16 protein-coding genes are annotated in these 19160 nt (G+C 36.2%); 4 read left to right on the forward strand and 12 right to left on the reverse strand.

Features of this window, described 5'->3' with window-relative positions; translation table 11 throughout:
- Positions 1 to 85: 85 nt before the first annotated feature.
- Both AC6F34_RS02400 and AC6F34_RS02405 read right to left on the reverse strand, forming a co-directional pair.
- The gene (locus AC6F34_RS02400) at positions 86 to 1117 is read right to left on the reverse strand and encodes a DmpA family aminopeptidase (protein WP_500768597.1); all 1032 of its coding nucleotides are present in this window, start codon (positions 1115 to 1117) and stop codon (positions 86 to 88) included.
- A gap of 80 nt (positions 1118 to 1197) precedes the next feature.
- The gene (locus tag AC6F34_RS02405; RefSeq protein WP_500768599.1) at positions 1198 to 1401 is read right to left on the reverse strand and encodes an IDEAL domain-containing protein; all 204 of its coding nucleotides are present in this window, start codon (positions 1399 to 1401) and stop codon (positions 1198 to 1200) included.
- A gap of 183 nt (positions 1402 to 1584) precedes the next feature.
- Here AC6F34_RS02405 and AC6F34_RS02410 point away from each other — a divergent pair, with 183 nt between their 5' ends.
- Positions 1585 to 2763, forward strand: a complete 1179-nt coding sequence (locus AC6F34_RS02410) for an MFS transporter (protein WP_500768601.1) — start codon at positions 1585 to 1587, stop codon at positions 2761 to 2763.
- 411 nt (positions 2764 to 3174) lie between these two features.
- Here the strand turns inward: AC6F34_RS02410 and htpG are convergent, their stop codons facing one another.
- The 4 genes from htpG to ytvI form a co-directional block, all read right to left on the reverse strand.
- A complete protein-coding gene (gene htpG, locus AC6F34_RS02415) occupies positions 3175 to 5049 on the reverse strand; it encodes a molecular chaperone HtpG (protein WP_500768603.1) in 1875 nt (624 codons plus the stop codon).
- Positions 5050 to 5167: 118 nt separating this feature from the next.
- Positions 5168 to 5953: an SDR family oxidoreductase gene (locus AC6F34_RS02420; protein ID WP_500768605.1), complete on the reverse strand. Its 786-nt coding sequence runs from the start codon at positions 5951 to 5953 to the stop codon at positions 5168 to 5170.
- A gap of 1 nt (position 5954) precedes the next feature.
- Positions 5955 to 6710 carry a type I 3-dehydroquinate dehydratase gene (gene aroD, locus AC6F34_RS02425; RefSeq protein ID WP_500770091.1) on the reverse strand — a complete coding sequence of 252 codons (756 nt, stop codon included), beginning with the start codon at positions 6708 to 6710 and terminating at the stop codon, positions 5955 to 5957.
- 90 nt (positions 6711 to 6800) lie between these two features.
- Positions 6801 to 7901: a sporulation integral membrane protein YtvI gene (ytvI, locus tag AC6F34_RS02430; RefSeq protein WP_500768607.1), complete on the reverse strand. Its 1101-nt coding sequence runs from the start codon at positions 7899 to 7901 to the stop codon at positions 6801 to 6803.
- A gap of 183 nt (positions 7902 to 8084) precedes the next feature.
- Here ytvI and AC6F34_RS02435 point away from each other — a divergent pair, with 183 nt between their 5' ends.
- Positions 8085 to 8801 (forward strand): NAD-dependent deacylase, encoded by a 717-nt coding sequence (locus AC6F34_RS02435; RefSeq protein ID WP_500770093.1) that lies wholly within the window; start codon positions 8085 to 8087, stop codon positions 8799 to 8801.
- Between the two features lie 54 nt (positions 8802 to 8855).
- On the opposite strand, the gene AC6F34_RS02440 is transcribed toward AC6F34_RS02435, so the two are convergent.
- The 3 genes from AC6F34_RS02440 to AC6F34_RS02450 all read right to left on the reverse strand — a co-directional run bounded on the left by AC6F34_RS02440 (position 8856) and on the right by AC6F34_RS02450 (position 11901).
- Positions 8856 to 10379, reverse strand: a complete 1524-nt coding sequence (locus AC6F34_RS02440) for a solute symporter family protein (RefSeq protein ID WP_500768609.1) — start codon at positions 10377 to 10379, stop codon at positions 8856 to 8858.
- Positions 10376 to 10729, reverse strand: a complete 354-nt coding sequence (locus AC6F34_RS02445) for a DUF485 domain-containing protein (protein WP_500768611.1) — start codon at positions 10727 to 10729, stop codon at positions 10376 to 10378. The genes AC6F34_RS02440 and AC6F34_RS02445 overlap by 4 nt, the downstream gene beginning before the upstream one ends.
- A 482-nt stretch (positions 10730 to 11211) precedes the next feature.
- Positions 11212 to 11901: a TerC family protein gene (locus AC6F34_RS02450; RefSeq protein WP_500770095.1), complete on the reverse strand. Its 690-nt coding sequence runs from the start codon at positions 11899 to 11901 to the stop codon at positions 11212 to 11214.
- A gap of 180 nt (positions 11902 to 12081) precedes the next feature.
- Between AC6F34_RS02450 and AC6F34_RS02455 the strand changes: the two genes are divergently transcribed.
- Positions 12082 to 12297, forward strand: coding sequence for a methionine aminopeptidase (locus tag AC6F34_RS02455; RefSeq protein ID WP_500768613.1), 216 nt, complete (start codon positions 12082 to 12084; stop codon positions 12295 to 12297).
- A 148-nt stretch (positions 12298 to 12445) separates the two neighbouring features.
- Positions 12446 to 14491, forward strand: coding sequence for a molybdopterin oxidoreductase family protein (locus AC6F34_RS02460; RefSeq protein WP_500768615.1), 2046 nt, complete (start codon positions 12446 to 12448; stop codon positions 14489 to 14491).
- A gap of 66 nt (positions 14492 to 14557) precedes the next feature.
- Here AC6F34_RS02460 and AC6F34_RS02465 read toward each other — a convergent pair whose 3' ends face one another.
- From AC6F34_RS02465 to AC6F34_RS02475, 3 genes are all read right to left on the reverse strand, one after another.
- Positions 14558 to 16738 (reverse strand): sensor domain-containing protein, encoded by a 2181-nt coding sequence (locus AC6F34_RS02465; protein WP_500768617.1) that lies wholly within the window; start codon positions 16736 to 16738, stop codon positions 14558 to 14560.
- A 376-nt stretch (positions 16739 to 17114) separates the two neighbouring features.
- Positions 17115 to 17837 carry a CDP-diacylglycerol--serine O-phosphatidyltransferase gene (gene pssA / locus AC6F34_RS02470; RefSeq protein WP_500768619.1) on the reverse strand — a complete coding sequence of 241 codons (723 nt, stop codon included), beginning with the start codon at positions 17835 to 17837 and terminating at the stop codon, positions 17115 to 17117.
- 169 nt (positions 17838 to 18006) lie between these two features.
- Positions 18007 to 19155: a thiolase family protein gene (locus tag AC6F34_RS02475; protein ID WP_500768621.1), complete on the reverse strand. Its 1149-nt coding sequence runs from the start codon at positions 19153 to 19155 to the stop codon at positions 18007 to 18009.
- Between the last annotated feature and the right edge of the window lie 5 nt (positions 19156 to 19160).

A 19160-nucleotide genomic window follows, 5' to 3' on the forward strand; every position in this document is an offset into this window, starting at 1 on the left:
CAAAAGAAATATCAGTTTTATTTTTATACTTCCATAAAAAAACTTGTAGAGACGTTAGTCGCTACAAGTTTTCTTGTGAAACTATTTATTTTTCTTTGTCAGAAGTAATTGAATGAACGACTCTACCCTTTCTTCCAATTGTTGTTTTGGATAAGAGCAATGATTGTAAGATTGCCTCTTCGGTAACATCTGCCGCAGCTCTAAAGAAATTATCCATAAGATGATGATCATCTCTTATATTTTCAAAAGTATGTAGTAGATCTTCACCTGAATGGTTCATTTCATGTGCCGTTGTAAACGCAATGACTACATCTCCGCTTCCATTGCCAAAATAACTTCCTGTTCTTCCTAATCCGATTCCACATCGCTTTGCAATTCTTTTCAATTGTCGTTCATTGAGAGGAGCATCTGTTGCAATAATGATCATTATCGAACCATCTTCTTTTCGATTGACAAAATCGTTCTCTGCCTCAATAATATCACTTCGTAGAAAATCTTGCTTTGAACCAAAATTACTTAACACTAAACAGCCCATTGTATACATTCCATCTTCCACTGGAAGGATTCTTGAGGCTGTTCCTATGCCTCCTTTATAACCGTAACAAACCATACCTGTCCCTGCTCCAACTGCACCTTCTTCACACTTCTGTTCAGAAGCTGACTCGATTGCTTCTTTAGCATCAGTTGGAGAAATAGCTAATTTTCTAATGGAATTTAAATATCCATCATTGCATTCTCCAACAATTACATTGATCGTACTCGTAGTATCAGCAATTTCTTCATCTAGTTGTAGCATATATTCAATTGTTCCATGCGTAACCGCTGCTACTGATAGAGTATTTGTTAACATAATCGGTGATTCAATCAATCCTAACTCTTCCAATTGTACCAACCCTGTTGTTTTACCAAATCCATTAATGATATAGCTAGAACCAACTACTTTTTGTTGAAATAAATTTTCTCCGTGTGGCAGAATCGCAGTTACACCAGTAACAACTTTCTCATCTCCCTCGACCTTCTTCTGAACGGTTTTATGTCCAACTTTTACTCCTTTTATATCCGTAATACAATTCTTTTCTCCATGATTAAGTGTACCGATGTTTAATTTTCTTTTCATCTTGTAATGAACTCCTTTTTCTATAAAACTGCAAATAAATCCCTTCAATCATGACAATTGAAGGGATTTCATATCCATTATTATTGTTCTTTTAATAACACGTTTAATTGACCGGATAATTCTAAAAATCGTTCTTTATTTCTTTCACATAGGGCTTTATCAATTTCTGTTCTTAGCTTGTCGACTTGAAATGAGTGTAGTGCTTCATTTAGTACTTTTTCTGCCAAATACGAGACAATGGATTCTTCAGATTGGAGTGGCGAATTTAACATGTATTTTTCCATTTGAAATCAACCCCTTGTGCTTTTTTTAATTGTAGCAGAAGTTTTCTGATAATTCAATTGAAAAGCATTAAGTTTCATTCCCAATTATTCCTTTCTATTTTTATATGAAAAAATTCATGTTTAATGTAAAATAAGAATTATATTTAGACTATCTAAATAAATATACACCTAGGGGGTACATATATGACGCAATTCATCTCAAAAGAAATTCCTCAACAAAAGGAAGATAAAATCTGGACAAAAGATTTTGTAATGATTTGCTTAGCAAATCTTTTTATATTTCTAGGATTTCAAATGACTTTACCAACATTGCCACTATTCGTTGAATCTCTTGGTGGCAATGAGCGATTAATCGGCATCGTTGTTGGGATTTTCACCTTTTCAGCCTTACTCATTCGTCCCTATGCTGGTCATGCTTTAGAAACAAAAGGTAGAAAGTTTATTTATTTAACTGGGCTTGCCATCTTTTTAGTTTCAGTGGGATTAATCGGCTTTGCTGGCGGAATCATTACACTTCTCGCCCTCCGTCTTATTCAAGGTTTCGGCTGGGGACTCCAAACTACCGCCTCAGGTACAATAGCTACTGACTTAATTCCTGCGAAAAGACGCGGAGAAGGAATGGGGTATTATGGACTAAGTGGTAACATTGCTCTAGCTGTTGGACCAGCTTTAGGGCTATCCTTAGTCGGGAAGATGTCGTTTACTTTCTTCTTTTTCATTTGTGCACTATTGGGATTACTCGCATTTATTTTATCCTCTAGAATCCAATATAAAAAAGTTGAAGCTACGACTGTAACTCATAAACGTTGGGACTTATATGAAAAGACCGCTATGCCACCATCGATTTTGCTATTTTTTATTACGATTACTTTTGGCGGTATCGCTACCTTTCTACCGCTTTATGCAAGTGGTAAAGGTGTAAGTGGAATTGAATGGTACTTTCTCTTATATGCGATTGCTTTACTTATTAGCCGCACATTTGCTGGAAAGCTATATGATCGCAAGGGACATCAAGCAGTTTTTATACCTGGTGCATTATGCATAATAATTGCAATGCTACTGCTTTCATGGCTACCAAACAGCCTCATTCTTTATGTTGCCGCTATTCTTTTCGGATTTGGCTTTGGTACCGTGCAACCAGCACTTCAAGCTTGGTCTGTACGGGAATCACCGGCTAATCGAAGAGGAATGGCTAATGCAACATTCTTCTCCTTCTTTGATCTAGGAATAGGAATCGGGGCGATCTTATTCGGACAAATTGCGTTTTTGTTCGGCTATAGCAGTATTTATATCGCCTCAGCCATTTCGGTAACAATTTCTGTTTGTCTCTATATCCTCTTCTTAATCAAAGGCAAATCATAAAAACTCATGGAAGGGTTTATTCCCATCCATGAGTTTTTGCTTCTACAAATCTATTTTTATGATACTTAATTTCGCCACATTGAGAAGGTCCAAGAAATCTATTACTGACTCAAATTTATAAAGACCTTCAAAGAGTTAAGAGCTGGTACAATGCTGAGCAATTTGTAGAAGATCTACTCGTCGGAAGTAGTCAAAAAACGATTCAATCATTTGGCAACGAATTAGCATGCCTGGTTGAAAAGCCAGTTGTCGGTGAAGTATGTGATGCTTCGATTGAAGCAGCAGCTAAATGGGATCATTTTTGCGATGCATTCTTCAAAGAATATCAACAGAACGCTTTAAATGAACTGAATTAATTTCATTTTTTCCAATAAAAACAGCTCAAGGAAGAATTCCTTGAGCCTATCACTTTTAAACCATTACTTTGCATATGTCATTAGTGAATTCAACTGGATCTTCAATCGCTAAGCCTTCTATGAGCAAAGCTTGATTATAGAGGAGCTTCGTATACAATGTAAACTTCTCTTGATCATTTTCAAATGCATTTTTTAATTTATGAAAAACTTCATGATTCGCATTTACTTCTAACACTTTCTCTGCTTGTATATTCTGATTATCAGGCATCATCTTTAATACCTTTTCCATTTCGATTGATACTTCGCCCTCTGTTGATAAGCAAACTGGGTGGCTTTTCAATCTCTTAGAAGACTTTACATTTTTAACACTAGACGCTAAAATCTTCTGCATTTCATTAAATAAATCTTTATGCATTTCTTCAGTACGATCATCATCTTTGTCTAATGCGTCAATTCCTAAATTCCCACTGGAAACCGATTTGAATTCCTTATCTTTATAGTTCATCAGTACCTTTACAACAAATTCATCAATATCTTCTGTGAAATAAAGAATCTCATATTTGTGATCGAGGACAAGTTCAGTTTGTGGAAGCTTCTTAATTCTTTCAATCGACTCTCCTGTTGCATAATAAATGTATTTTTGATCTTCTTTCATTCTATCGATGTATTCATCTAATGTTACACGTTTTTCTTCATGAGATGAATGGAACATAAGCAAATCTTGTAGCGCATCCTTATGTGCACCAAACTCATTGTATGCACCGAATTTCAATTGGCGTCCAAATGATTCATAAAAAGTTTCGTATTTGTCGCGGTCTTTCTTTAATAAGGAAAGCAATTCGCTTTTAATTTTCTTAGCGATATTCTTTGAGATCAAGCTTAATTGACGGTCTTGTTGCAACATTTCACGTGAGATATTTAAACTTAAATCTTCTGAATCAACCATCCCTTTAACAAAACTAAAATGGTCAGGAAGTAAATCCGCACATTTATCCATGATTAAGACGCCGTTGGCATATAACTCTAATCCTTTTTCAAACTCCTTAGAATAGTAATTAAACGGAATGCTTTCAGGAATATAAAGAATTGCATTATATCGAATGCTACCGTCCACTTGGAAATGAATATGCTTCAATGGCTGATCAAAACCATAATGCTTTTCGGCATAAAAATTTGAATAGTCCTCTTCAGTCAGTTCACTTTTATTTTTCTTCCAAATCGGTACCATACTATTGATCGTTTGTTCTTCAACCACTTCTTCTAACTCATCTTCTTTGCCTTCAACCGGTTTGCTTGTTTTAACATCCATTTTGATTGGGTAGCGAATAAAATCTGAGTATTTCTTAATGATTGATCTTAGTCGATATTCTTCAAAGAATTCGTCATAACTTTCCTCTTCTTCATTATCTTTTAAATAGAGGATAATATCTGTTCCAGGTGTTTCCTTCGAGAACGGTTCAATTGTGAATCCATCTTCTCCATCTGACTCCCATTTATAGGCTTCATCAGCTCCAACAGCTCTACTGATAACTTGTACATTTTTTGCAACCATAAAAGCAGCGTAAAAACCTACACCGAATTGACCGATGATGTCATGGCCGTCTTTCGATTCGTGCTCCTTCTTAAAAGCAAGAGAACCACTTCTCGCAATGACACCTAAATGACTTTGCAGGTCTTCCTTAGACATTCCAATTCCTGTATCAGATATTGTTAATGTACGATTTTCTTTGTTTGGAATAATCTTTATGTAATAATCTTCTTTTTGAAATGGAATTGCTTCATCTGTTAACGCACGATAATACATCTTATCGATAGCATCACTAGCATTTGATAGAAGTTCCCTTAAGAACACTTCCTTCTGTGAATAGATTGAATTCACCATTAATTCTAATAGTCTTTTTGATTCTGCTTGGAATTGCATTTTTCCCATTCAAAACCCTCCTAGCTATTAACATTTTATAAAGTTAGCACTCTTATACTTAGAGTGCTAATAATTATACTCTTATTTAATAACACACTTACATATACTCGTCAAGGAGGATAGCACCTTATAGTGCTTTTACCATTCCCCCATCTACTAATATGGAGCTGCCTGTCACAAATGTATTTACATCTGATGAAAGGAACACGACCATATTTGCAAACTCTTCAGGCTTTCCATAACGCCCTAATGGTATTTCCTTTAAAGCCATTTCTTGTACTTGTTCTTTCGTTACATTTAACTTATTCGCTTTTAAATTGTCCAAATAATCGACTCGATCTGTTGCAATTCTACCAGGCGCGACTGTATTAATTAGAATATTATAAGGTGCTAGCTCACTAGACAAACTTTTCGTTAAGCCAACAATTCCTAAACGAAATGTATTAGACAGAATCAAACCAGGAATAGGTTGTTTAATTGAGGAAGAAGCAACATTGATAATTTTTCCTCCTCTATCCATCATATGTGGAACAACGTTACGAATCATTCTCACATGACTCATCACATTTAATTGGAAAGAATTCTCCCAATCTTCATCCGTAACATCAAGGAATGTACCTCCTTTAGGTCCCCCGGCATTGTTAATCAGAATATCAACTGTACCATACTCATCAACTGTTGATTGTACAAGGTTCCCAATATCATCTGGGTTTGTAACATCGCAACGGCAGTATGAGATATCTACATTGTACTGCTCCTTCACTTCTTGCTGTACAGCAATCAATGCCTCTTCATTTCTACTAGAGATCATTACATTAGCACCTTCTTTTGCAAAGCCAATCGCGATTGCTTTACCTAACCCTTGACTTGAAGCATTGACAATAACAACTTTCCCCTTAAGTCCTAAATCCATGTTAAAACTCCTCCTTCTTATGATCAGTCTGTTTATGTAGTAATTCTATCATTATTTTCATTTCATCTATCGGGATTTGTCCTGGTGCTGAAGAATACTTCCCACTCGCAAATGTTGCACAAGATCCAAACAAACCACCGGCAACTCTTGTTAGTAGACCAACTTCTTTCATTGCCATCGTAATAAATGGTTGGGTTGGGTAATGCTCTTTTAGCCATACATTTGCCTCAAATAAGGTCAATACATCATATGAGTTAATTGGGGTAACAGCGAGCTTCGGTAGATCTGCGCCAGCTGTGATCATCTCTTTCATCAATCGAGAAATTTCTTCCCTACTAGGTGTGTGGTTCCATTCATGAACAGAACAAAGTAGAAGTTTATTCCACCCTTTCATTTCTTGTAATGGAACATGAATCGTTCGATATTCTATATCGATGATGTCAATGTTCTCTAATTGAATAGCCTTTTCAATTAAGGCTTGATACTCAAGCGATGTGAGCTCTATACACCCACCTTCAGCTTTCGTACGAATAGTGAAGATTAATGGAGTATTATCTATATGTTCTCGAAGACGATCAACGATTGTACGCACACGCACAATATCTCTACATCCATCAAAAAAATCCACTCGCCATTCTATTAAATCTGGCTTTTTGCTAATCATTTCAATTGCTTCATTGAGAATCTCTTTTTCAGTTTTGCCAATAATGGGAACTATGATCTTCGGCCTTCCTGTTCCTAATTCTATCTCCCTCACCTTAAGCAAAGTTATCTCATCCAATCGTATATGTATTCTATTTAGAAAATGACCCTACTAAAGAAAAGCTTCCAGTAGGGTCTGTTGTTATTATTTATGATCTATTTCGCGTTTTTTTGCGAATATACTATTGCTAAACAATCCAGATTCGATTGCAGATCGAATGGCAATATATACGAATGGACCCAATATTAAACCTAGTACCCCGAAAAAGACGAAGCCAAAGTACATCGATAATACCGTTGGTAGTGCAGCTAAACCAATTGAATCTCCAAGCACCTTTGGTTCAATGATTCTTCTTAAAATTAACAAGACTAGTGCTAGTACAGATAATTGAATTGCTGTTGAAACATTGCCAAGAATTACCGCTAATAAAGCCCATGGCACCAGCACCAAGGCAGGACCAACATAAAGTGGAATAATATCGACAACCCATATAACGAGTGCCATAATAAATGCAGCATCTCTCGAAATAAACAAGAGACTAACATATGTAATTAGGAATACCCCGACACTAAGAATAAACTGCGCTTTCCAATAACCAAGGAATACCTTTGACATGTTTTGAAAAACAAATCTAAGCTTTTTAGACGTTTCGTCTTTAAAAAAGTTAAAAAACAAATTTAGCAGTCTCGGCAGGTCTAAACTAAATAAGAAAAGTGTAATAAAATAAATCAGTGAAATGAACAAAGTATTAGGAATCGATTGCAGCCAATTTCCAATTAATTGAACTAAGTGTGTTGTGAAGTCAATCGATGTTTGGACAAAAGATTCTCCTCGACTTTCAAGTTCAGTTATGATCATGGTTCCTTGAGGGATTTCTTCGATTAACTCTCTTAGATGGTTAATAGCTTTATTCAAAAACAGTTCAACCTCAAGAGCGTAACTTGGAATTTTCAAGGAGAAGTCATACACTGTCTTGATAACTTTTGTTAAAGTTAAATATAACGTAAGTCCACATATAAATAAAAACGTTAAAAATACAATCGTTACAGGTAAGATTCTTTTCTGAACCTTCATTGATTTCATTAACCATTTAACAAAGGGCTCAAAGATCATAGCTGTTAATAATGCAAGTAAAATTGGCCAGAACTTAGAAAAATGTATGTACATGAAAATAGCAGCTGCAATAAAAACGATCACTAGCACTATTTTTTTGATTAAATCTTTTGTATGCGTTGCTTGTATCAATCAGGGGCCACCTTTCCACATCTAGAGTTTAAACACCATTGTAATAATCATATGCATATTCTTATGGAATGTAAACAAAACCGTCCATGTTTTCTTTAGAAATTATTTATGGCGCGATAAAAATGATAAACAAATCATAAAATCCACTATTATTAATTATTAAATATCCAAGGAGGAGTCAAAATCATGCTTAAATTATTGCAAGAGGCTACATATACTGTTGTATTTACTGGTGCTGGAATGTCAACGGAAAGCGGTCTTCCAGATTTTCGTTCTCAGAAAGGATTATGGAATAAGCACGATTTACAAAAACTAGCATCCATCCAAGCCTTAAATGAACAGGTAGATGATTTTTTTGACTTTTACCAAAGCAGAGTTCAAGCATTAAAAGAGTTTGGGCCACATATTGGTCATCGCATCATTGGCAAATGGCAAGAAGAAGGCATTATTCAATCTATTATCACTCAAAATGTCGATGGCTTTCATCAAATGGCAGAAGCAAAGGATGTTATTGAGCTACACGGTACGTTACAAAAGCTACATTGTCAGACTTGTAAAAAGAAGTATTCAAGTGACATTTATCTAGAAGGAGAAATGATCTGTAACTGCGGGGGCAAATTGCGACCGAATGTCGTACTTTTTGGAGAATCGTTACCTGAGGAAGCGTTCGAAAAAGCTTATAATGAAACGCAAAAGGCGGATTTATTCATTGTTTTAGGGTCCTCTTTAACCGTATCACCAGCAAATCAGTTTCCCCTTATCGCTAAAGAGAATGGAGCAAAACTTATCATTGTAAATCATGACGAAACTTTTCTGGATCAGTATGCTGATGCCATTATTCAAGATCAGAAAATTGGAGATTTCCTTCGTCAAGTCGATCAACAGATGGCGGTTTCATAAAAAGATAAAAATCCAGGTTAGCTGAATCACTCCAACTAACCTGAATTTTTACACTTACTTTATTCCAGTATTCGCCTTAACCAATACTTCTTCATACTTCTTATCATCGCGTTTATTCGATACAATTGTACCGATGAATCCTCCAAGGAATCCAGCTGGAATCGATACAATTGCTGGGTTCGTTAATGGGAACAACGGTGTACCTGTTAGAATTGCAGTTCCTTCAGGGCTTAAAACGTTCGGACTTACAGCAACTAGAACAAGTGCTGTAATTAAACCAGTTAATACCCCAGTAACTGCTCCTGTTGTATTAAACTTCTTCCAATAGATCGTGTATATAATAACAGGTAAGTTTGCACTTGCTGCCACACAGAATGCCAATGATACTAAGAAGGCTACGTTCATGCTTTGTGCGAATAGAGCAAGAACAATGGAAAGTGCTGAAACCGCTAATGAAGCATAACGTGCTGCAAGCATTTGCTCACGGTCTGTGACTTTTCCTTTTTTAATAATCTGCCCATATACGTCATGAGCAAATGCCGATGCACCAGATAGAACTAATCCTGCTACAACTGCTAAGATCGTCGCAAACGCAACAGCAGCTACGAAGCTCATTAGGAATTCTCCACCTAATGCTTCTGCTAATAATGGTGCTGCCATGTTTCCAGCAGCGTTTGCTGCGATAATATCTGTAGAACCAACAAATGCTGCTGCACCAAAACCTAAGAAAATCGTGAGGACGTAGAAGATTCCGATTACCCAAGTTGCAGTAACAACAGAGCTTCTCGCGGTTTTAGCATCTTTAACAGTGAAGAAGCGCATTAAAATATGTGGTAAACCAGCAGTCCCTAATACTAGTGCTGCCATCATCGAAATTGTATCAAGTGGCATAGTATATCTCACACCTGCGTTTAAGAAAGCTTCTCCATGAGAAGTTGCCGTTTTCATCTCTTCAAACATTGTAAAGATGTTGAAATTGAACTTTGCTAATACAAGGAATGAAATAATCAATGTACCAAGCATTAAGAGTACCGCTTTAATAATCTGCACCCAACTAGTTGCTGTCATTCCGCCGAATAATACGTAAGTTGTCATCATAACACCAACTAATAATACAGCAACCCAATAATCAATTCCTAATAATAATTGAATAAGAGCACCTGCACCAACAAGCTGTGCAATCATATAAAATATAACAATCGTAATGGTACTTAATGCTGCAACCCCACGCACTTTTTTCTGTTCAAAGCGAGCATTGATCATATCCGCAATCGTATACTTCCCTAAGTTTCTTAATGGCTCAGCTACAATAAATAACACAACCAAGTAAGCGACTAAATATCCGATTGAGAAATAAAACCCATCAAAACCAGTCAACGCAATTGCGCCAGCAATTCCAAGGAATGAAGCAGCAGACAAATAGTCACCAGCGATTGCAAGACCATTCTGCCAACCTTTTAACCCCCCACCAGCTGTATAAAATTCACTTGTTGTATTTGTTCTTTTAGCTGCCCAATACGTAATATACAACGTCAAACCAACAATAACTAAGAATAAACTAAGTGCTGTATAACTCATTCGTTTTTAGCTCCTTGTTCACTATTTTCTTTTAGAATTTCTTCTACTTGCTCATCATACTTGGCAGCTTTTCGCACGTAGATTGTACATAATACCCATGTCATAATAAATTGGGCAAATGCGAATACCCAAGTCCATGTAATCGCACCGATTGCTGGAGCTTCTAAAATAGTTGTGTAGGATGTTAAAATTGGTAGAGTGAAATAAAAGGCCAAGAAGAAAATAGTAACTGGGATGATAAATTTTTTCTTATCACTGATGAGGTTATGAAACTTAGGTGATTTGGAAACGTTTTCAATCATTTCCTGCTTCTTATCTTTGGAAGGATAGTCCTTCGCCAAATTTCCCATCTTTTTACCTCCTTTTATATTATCAGAAATATAACACAATTCTAAAAAATAAGACAACTAATAACAATAGTTCTAAAGACCTATTTGTAAGCGCTATTATTACATTCTTTTACAGAAAAACTGCTGAAATCGCTTTATTAAAGCGATTATTCATATCGCTTTAGAGTGTTAAACTTTTTATGCAGTAGTATTTTTTTGTCCACATAATACTCTTCCATTATCTCTTCAGGCAGTCATTCTCCATTGACTGTCCGAAATATTCTCCTTGTCACTTCGATCTTGCGGAGTCTCTCTTGACATTCTTTTCCCTTCAGAGGTCACCGCCGTTTGCTATAATTAATAAAATTTGGAATTCAGTTGACATTATTGGCAGCGATAGAAATACTAATGCACACGAAGCGTCCATTCATATTCAGCAATTAATGGACATTTACAAACAAAAGAGATCGAGGAATTTTCCTCGATCTCTTTTGTATTGTTCTTCAAGCATATCTTCTTTTAAGAACAGAGTAGGTAATAAACCCAAGTAGTGTCGAAGTAATGATTATAAAGAAGTATAGATGACTTACTTCAACTCCAAAGGCACTTAACAGCATTTTTATTGCAATCAAACCAATTAACACAAAAGCAATATGCTCAAGCTCCGGCATTCGTTCAAGTACATCAATTAAGACACCAGCGATTGTTCTCATCATTAGTATGCCAATCATACCTCCGATCAACAATATCCACACTTCTTCTGATATTGCAAAAGCAGCTAATATACTATCCATAGAAAAAGCAATATCCATCATTTCGACTGAAATAACAGTAGCCCAAAACATCCCGACTGCACCAATTAGCCAGCCTTTGCTTTGACTTTTTTCTTCTTCAACATGATCTGCTTTTTTATTTCGATAATGTTGATACACCATCCATGCAAGATACAGTGCACCAATTAATTTTAGCCACCAAAACTGGATGAGCATCATACCTATTCCAATAAAGAAAAACCGGAAAAAGTATGCTCCGAATACACCGTAAGTTAATGCCCTTTTCTGTTCTTCCTTTGGTAAATGCTTTACCATCATTGCTAAAACAAGCGCATTGTCTGCTGAAAGCAAGCCTTCTAACACTATGAGTGTACCAATATATCCCCACGAGATTGGATTCGATAGAACCTCCCACCACATAGTCCAGTCAAAGAATGCAGTATATGTATTAATAAACTGTTCAATCACCGTCAATTTTTGCACGTCCCTTCAATTTCCATGCATTTTCAAAACTATTTTTATAAACCATTTTTCTTTCATTCAATATAATGGTATAAAAAGGATTTTTTTATACAAAATAATGGGTAAGAGGTGTTGAATATGAAAATTGTTCGATCTTTCCAAACGTGGAGAAAAGAACGTCAAGAGAAGAAATTGAAGCAATTTCAAGATTCAAATAAGTGCCCAGATTGTTCAGGTAGAGGATTTCTCGTTTACCCGCCTGAAATGTACATGTATCATGGGGATTCCATTTACTGCAATGGCTGTAACGGCTCTGGCTTATTCTCCGATTGGGAAAGTTCAAAACTACCTTAAAAAAGAGCATGGCTTCCTCATGCTCTTTCCTCTCAAATCTATTATTCTAATATAGATATAATAACTATTTTGTTCAATCTAATTAGACAGCGCTCTTTTTCTTATGGTAAATTTGAAATACATTTATAATATTGAGAGGTGGATGGCAATGTCTTATGTAGAGCAAAAGGACGGAGTGTTTCGATCTGTTTGTTCTTTAGATTGCCCAGATCAATGTGGACTGTTAGTACATAAAAAAGACGGAGCAATTATAAAGATTGAAGGAGACAAAGACCATCCAGTAACGAAAGGAACCATTTGTAACAAAGTTAGGAATATGACAGCAAGACTGTATGATCCTAAAAGACTTCAATATCCATTGAGAAGGATCGGTCGTAAAGGAGAAGCATCATTTGAAAGAATTAGTTGGGAAGAAGCAATTGAAACGATTAAAAGCAAGTGGGTAGATTTAATTAAAACACACGGTCCCGAAAGCATCTTGCCATATAGCTTTTATGGAAACATGGGAATTATTAATTCGGAAGGAATGGACCGCCGTTTCTTTAATAAGCTAGGTGCATCTCAACTGGAACGAACCATTTGTCAATCTGCAGGCACAAAAGGCTATGCATATACAATGGGAGGCAATATTGGAACTGACCCTGAGGATACGATTCATTCTGAACTGATTATTTTTTGGGGAGTCAATGCGGTTAGCACGAATATGCATCAAGTGACACTTGCTCAGAAAGCTAAGAAAAACGGGGCCAAAATCATCACAATTGATGTCCATAAAAACCAAACCGGGCGGATGTCAGATTGGTTCATCCCTATCAAGCCAGGAACTGACGGTGCTCTTGCTTTAGGAATGATGCATATATTATTTAAAGAAGAGTTAGAGGATAAAACATTCCTAGATAAGTATACAGTTGGAGTCGATGCTTTAAGAGAGCATGTAAAGCAATATACTCCGGAGCTAGTTTCTGAAATTACTGGTATTTCTGTTGATGATCTTTTTGAATTTACGAGGCTATACGGAAAAGCAAAGCCATCATTCATTAGAATTGGCAACGGATTGCAACATCATGATCATGGTGGAATGGCAACTCGGGCGATTTCTATACTACCTGCTATTACTGGAGCTTGGTCACTTAAAGGTGGCGGTGCTATCAAAAGTAATTCAGGTTACTTAGGGCATAATGAATTTGCGTTACAGAGACCTGATTTGCTTAAAAACCAGTCAGTTCGTTCGATTAATATGAACCTAATTGGTGAAGCTTTATTGGATAACGTAAAGCCTGTTCATTCAATGTTTGTCTATTCTAGTAATCCGGCTGTTGTCGCTCCAAATGCGAATAAGGTAAAAGAAGGACTGCTCAGAGATGATTTATTTCTGGTCGTCCATGACTTATTTTTAACAGAAACGGCGACATATGCTGATATTGTTCTACCTGCAACATCATCTTATGAAAATACTGATTTTTATGCCTCATATTGGCATCATTATATCCAATTGCAGCAGCCAGTTATTGAATCATATGGTGAGTCAAAATCAAATACAGATGTATTTAGATTATTAGCAAAGGCAATGGATTTTACAGAAGATCTCTTTAAAGAATCTGACGAAGAGATGATAAACGTAGCGTTATCTACGAATGATCACGACCATATTCTGCATATTTCTCTTGAGTTGCTCCAGTCGCAACATTTTGCTAAAGCAACTATCCCTCCACTCATTAGTTTCCCCCTTAATACTCCGAGTGGAAAGATTGAATTGTATTCAGAGAAAATGAAGGATGATGGGTACGCTCCATTACCGATTTTTGAAGAAAGTGATTTTGAAGCTGATTTCCCGTTTTCATTTATTCCTGCACCAACTCATAATTATTTAAACAGTACATTCTCGAATAATGAAAAGCATGAATCCCTTGAAAAGGAACCGAGAATTCACCTTCATTATAATGATGCAGAAGCTAGACAAATAGAAGACGGAGATTATGTCCGTGTATGGAATAATCGTGGAGAGTGTGTCCTTAAAGCTGTAGTTTCTGACAATGTCATGGAAGGGGTAGCTGTTTCTCAAGGTCTTTGGAAGGATGACCCGAAGAAGAAGCAATTAGTAAATGGATTAACTCCAGATCGCATCGCAGATATGGGTGGTGGTGCAACCTTCTTCTCAGGAAAAGTTGATATTGAAAAGGCAAAGAACATATAAAGACATAAAAAAACGACTCTTCTTTCAAAGTTTGAATGAAAGAGTCGTTTTTTTACCTAATTGCCCTTATACAGCTACAATTTGTTGCTCGTACATAACTTCAAAATCATCTGTATTTAAAGGTTTACTAATGAAGTATCCTTGAATTTCGTCACAACCGATTTTTTTTATTTGTTCATAGACTTCTTTTGTCTCAATTCCTTCTGCGATTACATTTAAATTTAACTCATGCCCAAGAACAGTGATGGCTTTAACGATCTTCATTGACTCTCTACTTTTTTCCATTTGACGAATAAATGCCCGGTCGATTTTTAATGTGCAAAGCGGAAGCTTTTCTAAATAGAGCAAAGAAGAATAGCCTGTACCAAAATCATCAATCGCAACAGTTACCCCTGCATCCATTAATACTCTTAAGGACTTCATACATTCCTCACTATCCTCAATAAAACTCGTTTCAGTAATTTCAATTTCTAATAACTTTGGATCTAAGCCTGTTTTTTGAAGTACATTTAATACTCTTTCTTCAAAATGTGGTCTTTTAAAATGTACTGCTGAAACATTTACAGATACCTTCAGAGGATCTTCAAATAAGTGGTCATTCCAAAATTTATTTTGCTTACATGCTTCAGTGAGCACCCATTCATCAAGCATAGTTATAAATCCAGTCTCCTCTGCAACAGGGATAAATGTATCAGGGGGCACTTGACCAAGAACTGGGCTTTTCCAACGAATCAACGCTTCCATCCCAGAAATTTTCTTGTTCTCTGTTACAACTTTTGGTTGGAAGTACAATTCCAGCTCGTTATTATTAATCGCTTTTCGTAGTTGTTGATCAATCATTAACACCTGCTCATCATACTCTGCCATTTCAAAACTATAAAAATGAAATAGATTGCGACCTAATTTTTTCGAATAAGATTTAGCTGCTTCAGCTGACTTTAATAACTTTAAGTAGGTTTTCCCATCCGTTGGATACGTACTAATCCCAATGCTTACTGATGTAAACAATTGAATATTCGATGGTAGCATAAACGGCTGCTCAAACAACTTTAGAATCTCTTGAGCCAATGTTTTTAACTTCTTTAAATCCTTCGTTTCAGAGAGAATGATAAACTCATCTCCCATAAAATGATAGATTGTGGCATCTTCAGGCAGTAGTAAGCTCAACTTTAAAGAAATCTCAGCAATCAGTTCATCTCCAATTGCAAACCCTAATGAATCATTCAATTGTTTAAACCGGTCAATATTTAGGATAAAAATTGAAAAGGGCGTTTCACTTTGCACACTAAATCTTCTCTCGCACTCTAGAAAAAAACTACGTCGATTTGGCAATTCTGAAACTGGATCATAAAAAGCTAATTTATCAACCTGCTTTTGCGCCTGATATAACTCAGTAATATCACTAACGCATCCAATAATCTCTTCAATTTCTCCATCGCTTTCTATTGGGGAAAGATGAGTTACTAAGTAATAATTTTCATAGCTAAATGTAAAACTGAATTTTTCACCTTGGAAAGCCTGATCATAATGGCTAATTAATTTATCTGCTACATCTAATGAAAAGACCTCACTAGGGCTTCTTCCCTCAATTGATTCGCCGAATAGATTAAGCTGTTCAGCTAATTTACCGGTACTTAAAGTATAAATGTAATCTCCTCTTTGAAAGCGCTTTACTTTAAAAATGATATTATTCATTGTAGAAACGACATGTTGAAAGTTTGTTTTCATTCCATTAAACAGTTGTTCTTGGAGCAATTTGCCTTCTGTAATATCAGTTCTTAATGAGATAAACATTTTAATCTCATTTGATTCATTAAGAATGGGTACAATCGAAGTCTTTACCCAATAAAAGCTTCCATCTTTTGCCCTGTTCTTCACCTCCCCTTCCCAAATCTTCCCTTTCTTGATTGTCCTCCACATATCTTGAAAAAAATTTGCACTATGATAATTTGAGCTAACGACCCTGTGAGTTTTTCCGATCAATTCCTCTCTTGAGTACTGGGATATTTCAACAAACTTATCGTTTACATATAGAATCACACCATGCAAATCTGTAATAGCTACAATTGTAGACGTGTCGATCGCATAAGTCAGATTCAGATATTGTTCGTATTGGTTCTGCAAACCAATTAAATCTTCCTTAATTATTTCCTTTATATTGTGAGCATCTAAGTTTTCATATTTATTTTTCAATGTATCTATATTTAATAGAGCACTTTGACTATTTATTCCCGTAAGGTTATCCATGATACAGCCCCCAATGCGCACTAAAATCGACCTGTTGAATCTTTTACTTTACATATCGGTCGAAACGCCCAATCCTTTTGTATCATTTTACATTTTCCTTTTATCATGATTTCAATATGGCCTATAGAAAAAACAAGCTAATTGAACCATTTATCCAATTAAAGGTGATGAATAAACAGCATTAAGTTAATATGATCTTCGTTTATCTCTTCACGAGGAAGCTTCCTATGAAACAAGGACTGCTATATCAGTAACTAACTGGTAGAAAATGCAGAACGTTTTCAAGGGGTCGCCACCATCTACTGTAATGATATACACCCATAAATACTCATAAAAAGATTATACAAAAAAGGTTTGGAATCGATCGATTCCAAACCTACTCTTCGTGATTTTCTTCACCTTGTTTTTTTTGTTCTCTTTTTGTTTTTCCTTTTTTAAATTGATACAAAACGTAACCGATGTATAATGGGGTGAAAATATAAATTAAAAATGGATATGTAGAGTATGTTCCCATATATAACACATACAATAAACTCCCCAAGAACAATGTAACAATTGTACCATATTTTGGCAATGGGACTTCTTTAAAACTCGGTATACGAATGCGGCTCACCATCAAAAAGCAAAGTGCTGTAAATACAACCGTTGTCACAATGCTAGGAATCACACTCCCGAATAGTGTAAGAACCGCTAAAATTCCGCCTGCCGCTGTAATTGGTACACCGATGAAATAATTTAATGATTGTTTGGAAGAGCTAATATTAAATCTCGCTAAGCGAAATGCTCCGAATAATGGAAACAACCCCGAAATCGCCATACCAACTACTCCAAATTGGTAAAAATATGTATAATAAACTAAGAATGATGGCGCTACTCCAAATGTAACTACATCGGCTAAAGAATCTAGTTCCTTGCCAAGCGTACTATCCACCTTAAGCATTCTCGCCGCTCTTCCATCCATACTATCTAACATCATCCCAATAATGATTAAAATGGCAGCGTTATTATATTGACCATAAGCAGCAAATCCAATTGATAGAAATCCACAATATAAATTACCTAAAGTCATCATATTAGGGATCATTTTAATCAGTTTCATAAGATGCATCCTCCTTTCATGATTGCCTTAAGTCGAATAAAATTCCCTTCTTCTTTAGCTAGTTCAACAGAATGAACGAACCTAAACAACTTCTGTTTAGGTTCGCTGTTTTCTATATTATATCATTCTCATGTTAACATGTTTTGTTTTTTTCATAAAGTCAAGGAATTTATATCCTTTCAATAATTGTCGCATTTGCCATTCCATGACCTTCACACATTGTCTGCAATCCGTATTTTACCCCTCTTCTCTCCATTTCATGCATCATCGTAATCATTAATCGTGCTCCACTAGCTCCAAGTGGATGACCTAATGCAATAGCACCGCCATTTACATTTAGCTTTTTAGGATCAACTCCTGTATCCTTCAACCAAGCTAGAGCAACCGAAGCAAATGCCTCGTTAACTTCAAACAAATCAATATCAGCGATTGTTAACCCTGCTTTTTCTAATACTTTAGAGGTTGCTGGAATTGGCCCTGTTAACATCAGTGTTGGGTCTGATCCAACGACTGATCGTGCTACCACTCTGAACCGAGGCTTCAAGCCGAGTTCATTCGCTTTTTGAGCAGTCATTAATAATAGCGCTGCGGCCCCATCACTAATTTGACTAGAATTTCCTGCATGAATTACTCCTTCTTCTTTAAATGCCGGCTTTAAGCCAGATAAAGCTTCTACAGATGTTCCCTTTCTTGGTCCAGAATCTTCATTCATGACAAAGGATTGCCCTTCTGCATCCTTTCCTTCAAATGAAACGATCTCACGTTCAAAATAACCATTTTCCTGTGCAAATAACGCCTTCATATGGCTTTCATATGCGAATTGATCCAAATCTGTCCGTGTGAAATTGTATTGTTCTGCAATTCTTTCTGCAGAAACACCTTGATGAATCATTTCATATTTTGAAGTTAGTTGATCACTAAGTTTTGCCCCTTGATAACTTGAGCCTATTGGTATTCTTGACATACTTTCAACTCCACCAGCAATTACAACATCCATATCTCCTGAAAGAATGGCTTGAGAGGCAAAGTGAACAGATTGTTGACTTGAACCACATTGACGATCAATGGTTACACCAGGTACCTCGATTGGCAGTCCTGCAATTAATGAAGCTACTCTTGCAATGTCTCCAGATTGCTCACCGATTTGTGAGACACACCCCCAGATAACATCGTCAATCAAGCTAGGGTCTACCTTTGCCTTTCGTACGAGTTCCTTTATAATAAATCCAGATAAATCATCTGGTCTGATATCTTTTAATAGTCCGTTTCGTTTGCCAACTGCTGTACGAACGCCTTCAACAATCACAACATCTCTCATCGTAA

The sequence above is a fragment of the Niallia sp. CD-39 genome (assembly GCF_059874745.1).

What these genes read in the sequence shown, in the direction of transcription:
- AC6F34_RS02455 (WP_500768613.1), top strand. Translation starts at nt 12,082, where the DNA reads ATGAAAATTGTTCGATCTTTCCAAACGTGGAGAAAAGAACGTCAAGAG.
- AC6F34_RS02410 (WP_500768601.1), top strand. Translation starts at nt 1,585, where the DNA reads ATGACGCAATTCATCTCAAAAGAAATTCCTCAACAAAAGGAAGATAAA.
- AC6F34_RS02475 (WP_500768621.1), bottom strand. Translation starts at nt 19,155, where the DNA reads ATGAGAGATGTTGTGATTGTTGAAGGCGTTCGTACAGCAGTTGGCAAA.
- AC6F34_RS02445 (WP_500768611.1), bottom strand. Translation starts at nt 10,729, where the DNA reads ATGGGAAATTTGGCGAAGGACTATCCTTCCAAAGATAAGAAGCAGGAA.
- AC6F34_RS02460 (WP_500768615.1), top strand. Translation starts at nt 12,446, where the DNA reads ATGTCTTATGTAGAGCAAAAGGACGGAGTGTTTCGATCTGTTTGTTCT.
- AC6F34_RS02400 (WP_500768597.1), bottom strand. Translation starts at nt 1,117, where the DNA reads ATGAAAAGAAAATTAAACATCGGTACACTTAATCATGGAGAAAAGAAT.
- AC6F34_RS02440 (WP_500768609.1), bottom strand. Translation starts at nt 10,379, where the DNA reads ATGAGTTATACAGCACTTAGTTTATTCTTAGTTATTGTTGGTTTGACG.
- AC6F34_RS02405 (WP_500768599.1), bottom strand. Translation starts at nt 1,401, where the DNA reads ATGGAAAAATACATGTTAAATTCGCCACTCCAATCTGAAGAATCCATT.
- AC6F34_RS02465 (WP_500768617.1), bottom strand. Translation starts at nt 16,738, where the DNA reads ATGGATAACCTTACGGGAATAAATAGTCAAAGTGCTCTATTAAATATA.
- AC6F34_RS02450 (WP_500770095.1), bottom strand. Translation starts at nt 11,901, where the DNA reads ATGTGGTGGGAGGTTCTATCGAATCCAATCTCGTGGGGATATATTGGT.
- pssA (WP_500768619.1), bottom strand. Translation starts at nt 17,837, where the DNA reads ATGAAACTGATTAAAATGATCCCTAATATGATGACTTTAGGTAATTTA.
- htpG (WP_500768603.1), bottom strand. Translation starts at nt 5,049, where the DNA reads ATGGGAAAAATGCAATTCCAAGCAGAATCAAAAAGACTATTAGAATTA.
- AC6F34_RS02420 (WP_500768605.1), bottom strand. Translation starts at nt 5,953, where the DNA reads ATGGATTTAGGACTTAAGGGGAAAGTTGTTATTGTCAATGCTTCAAGT.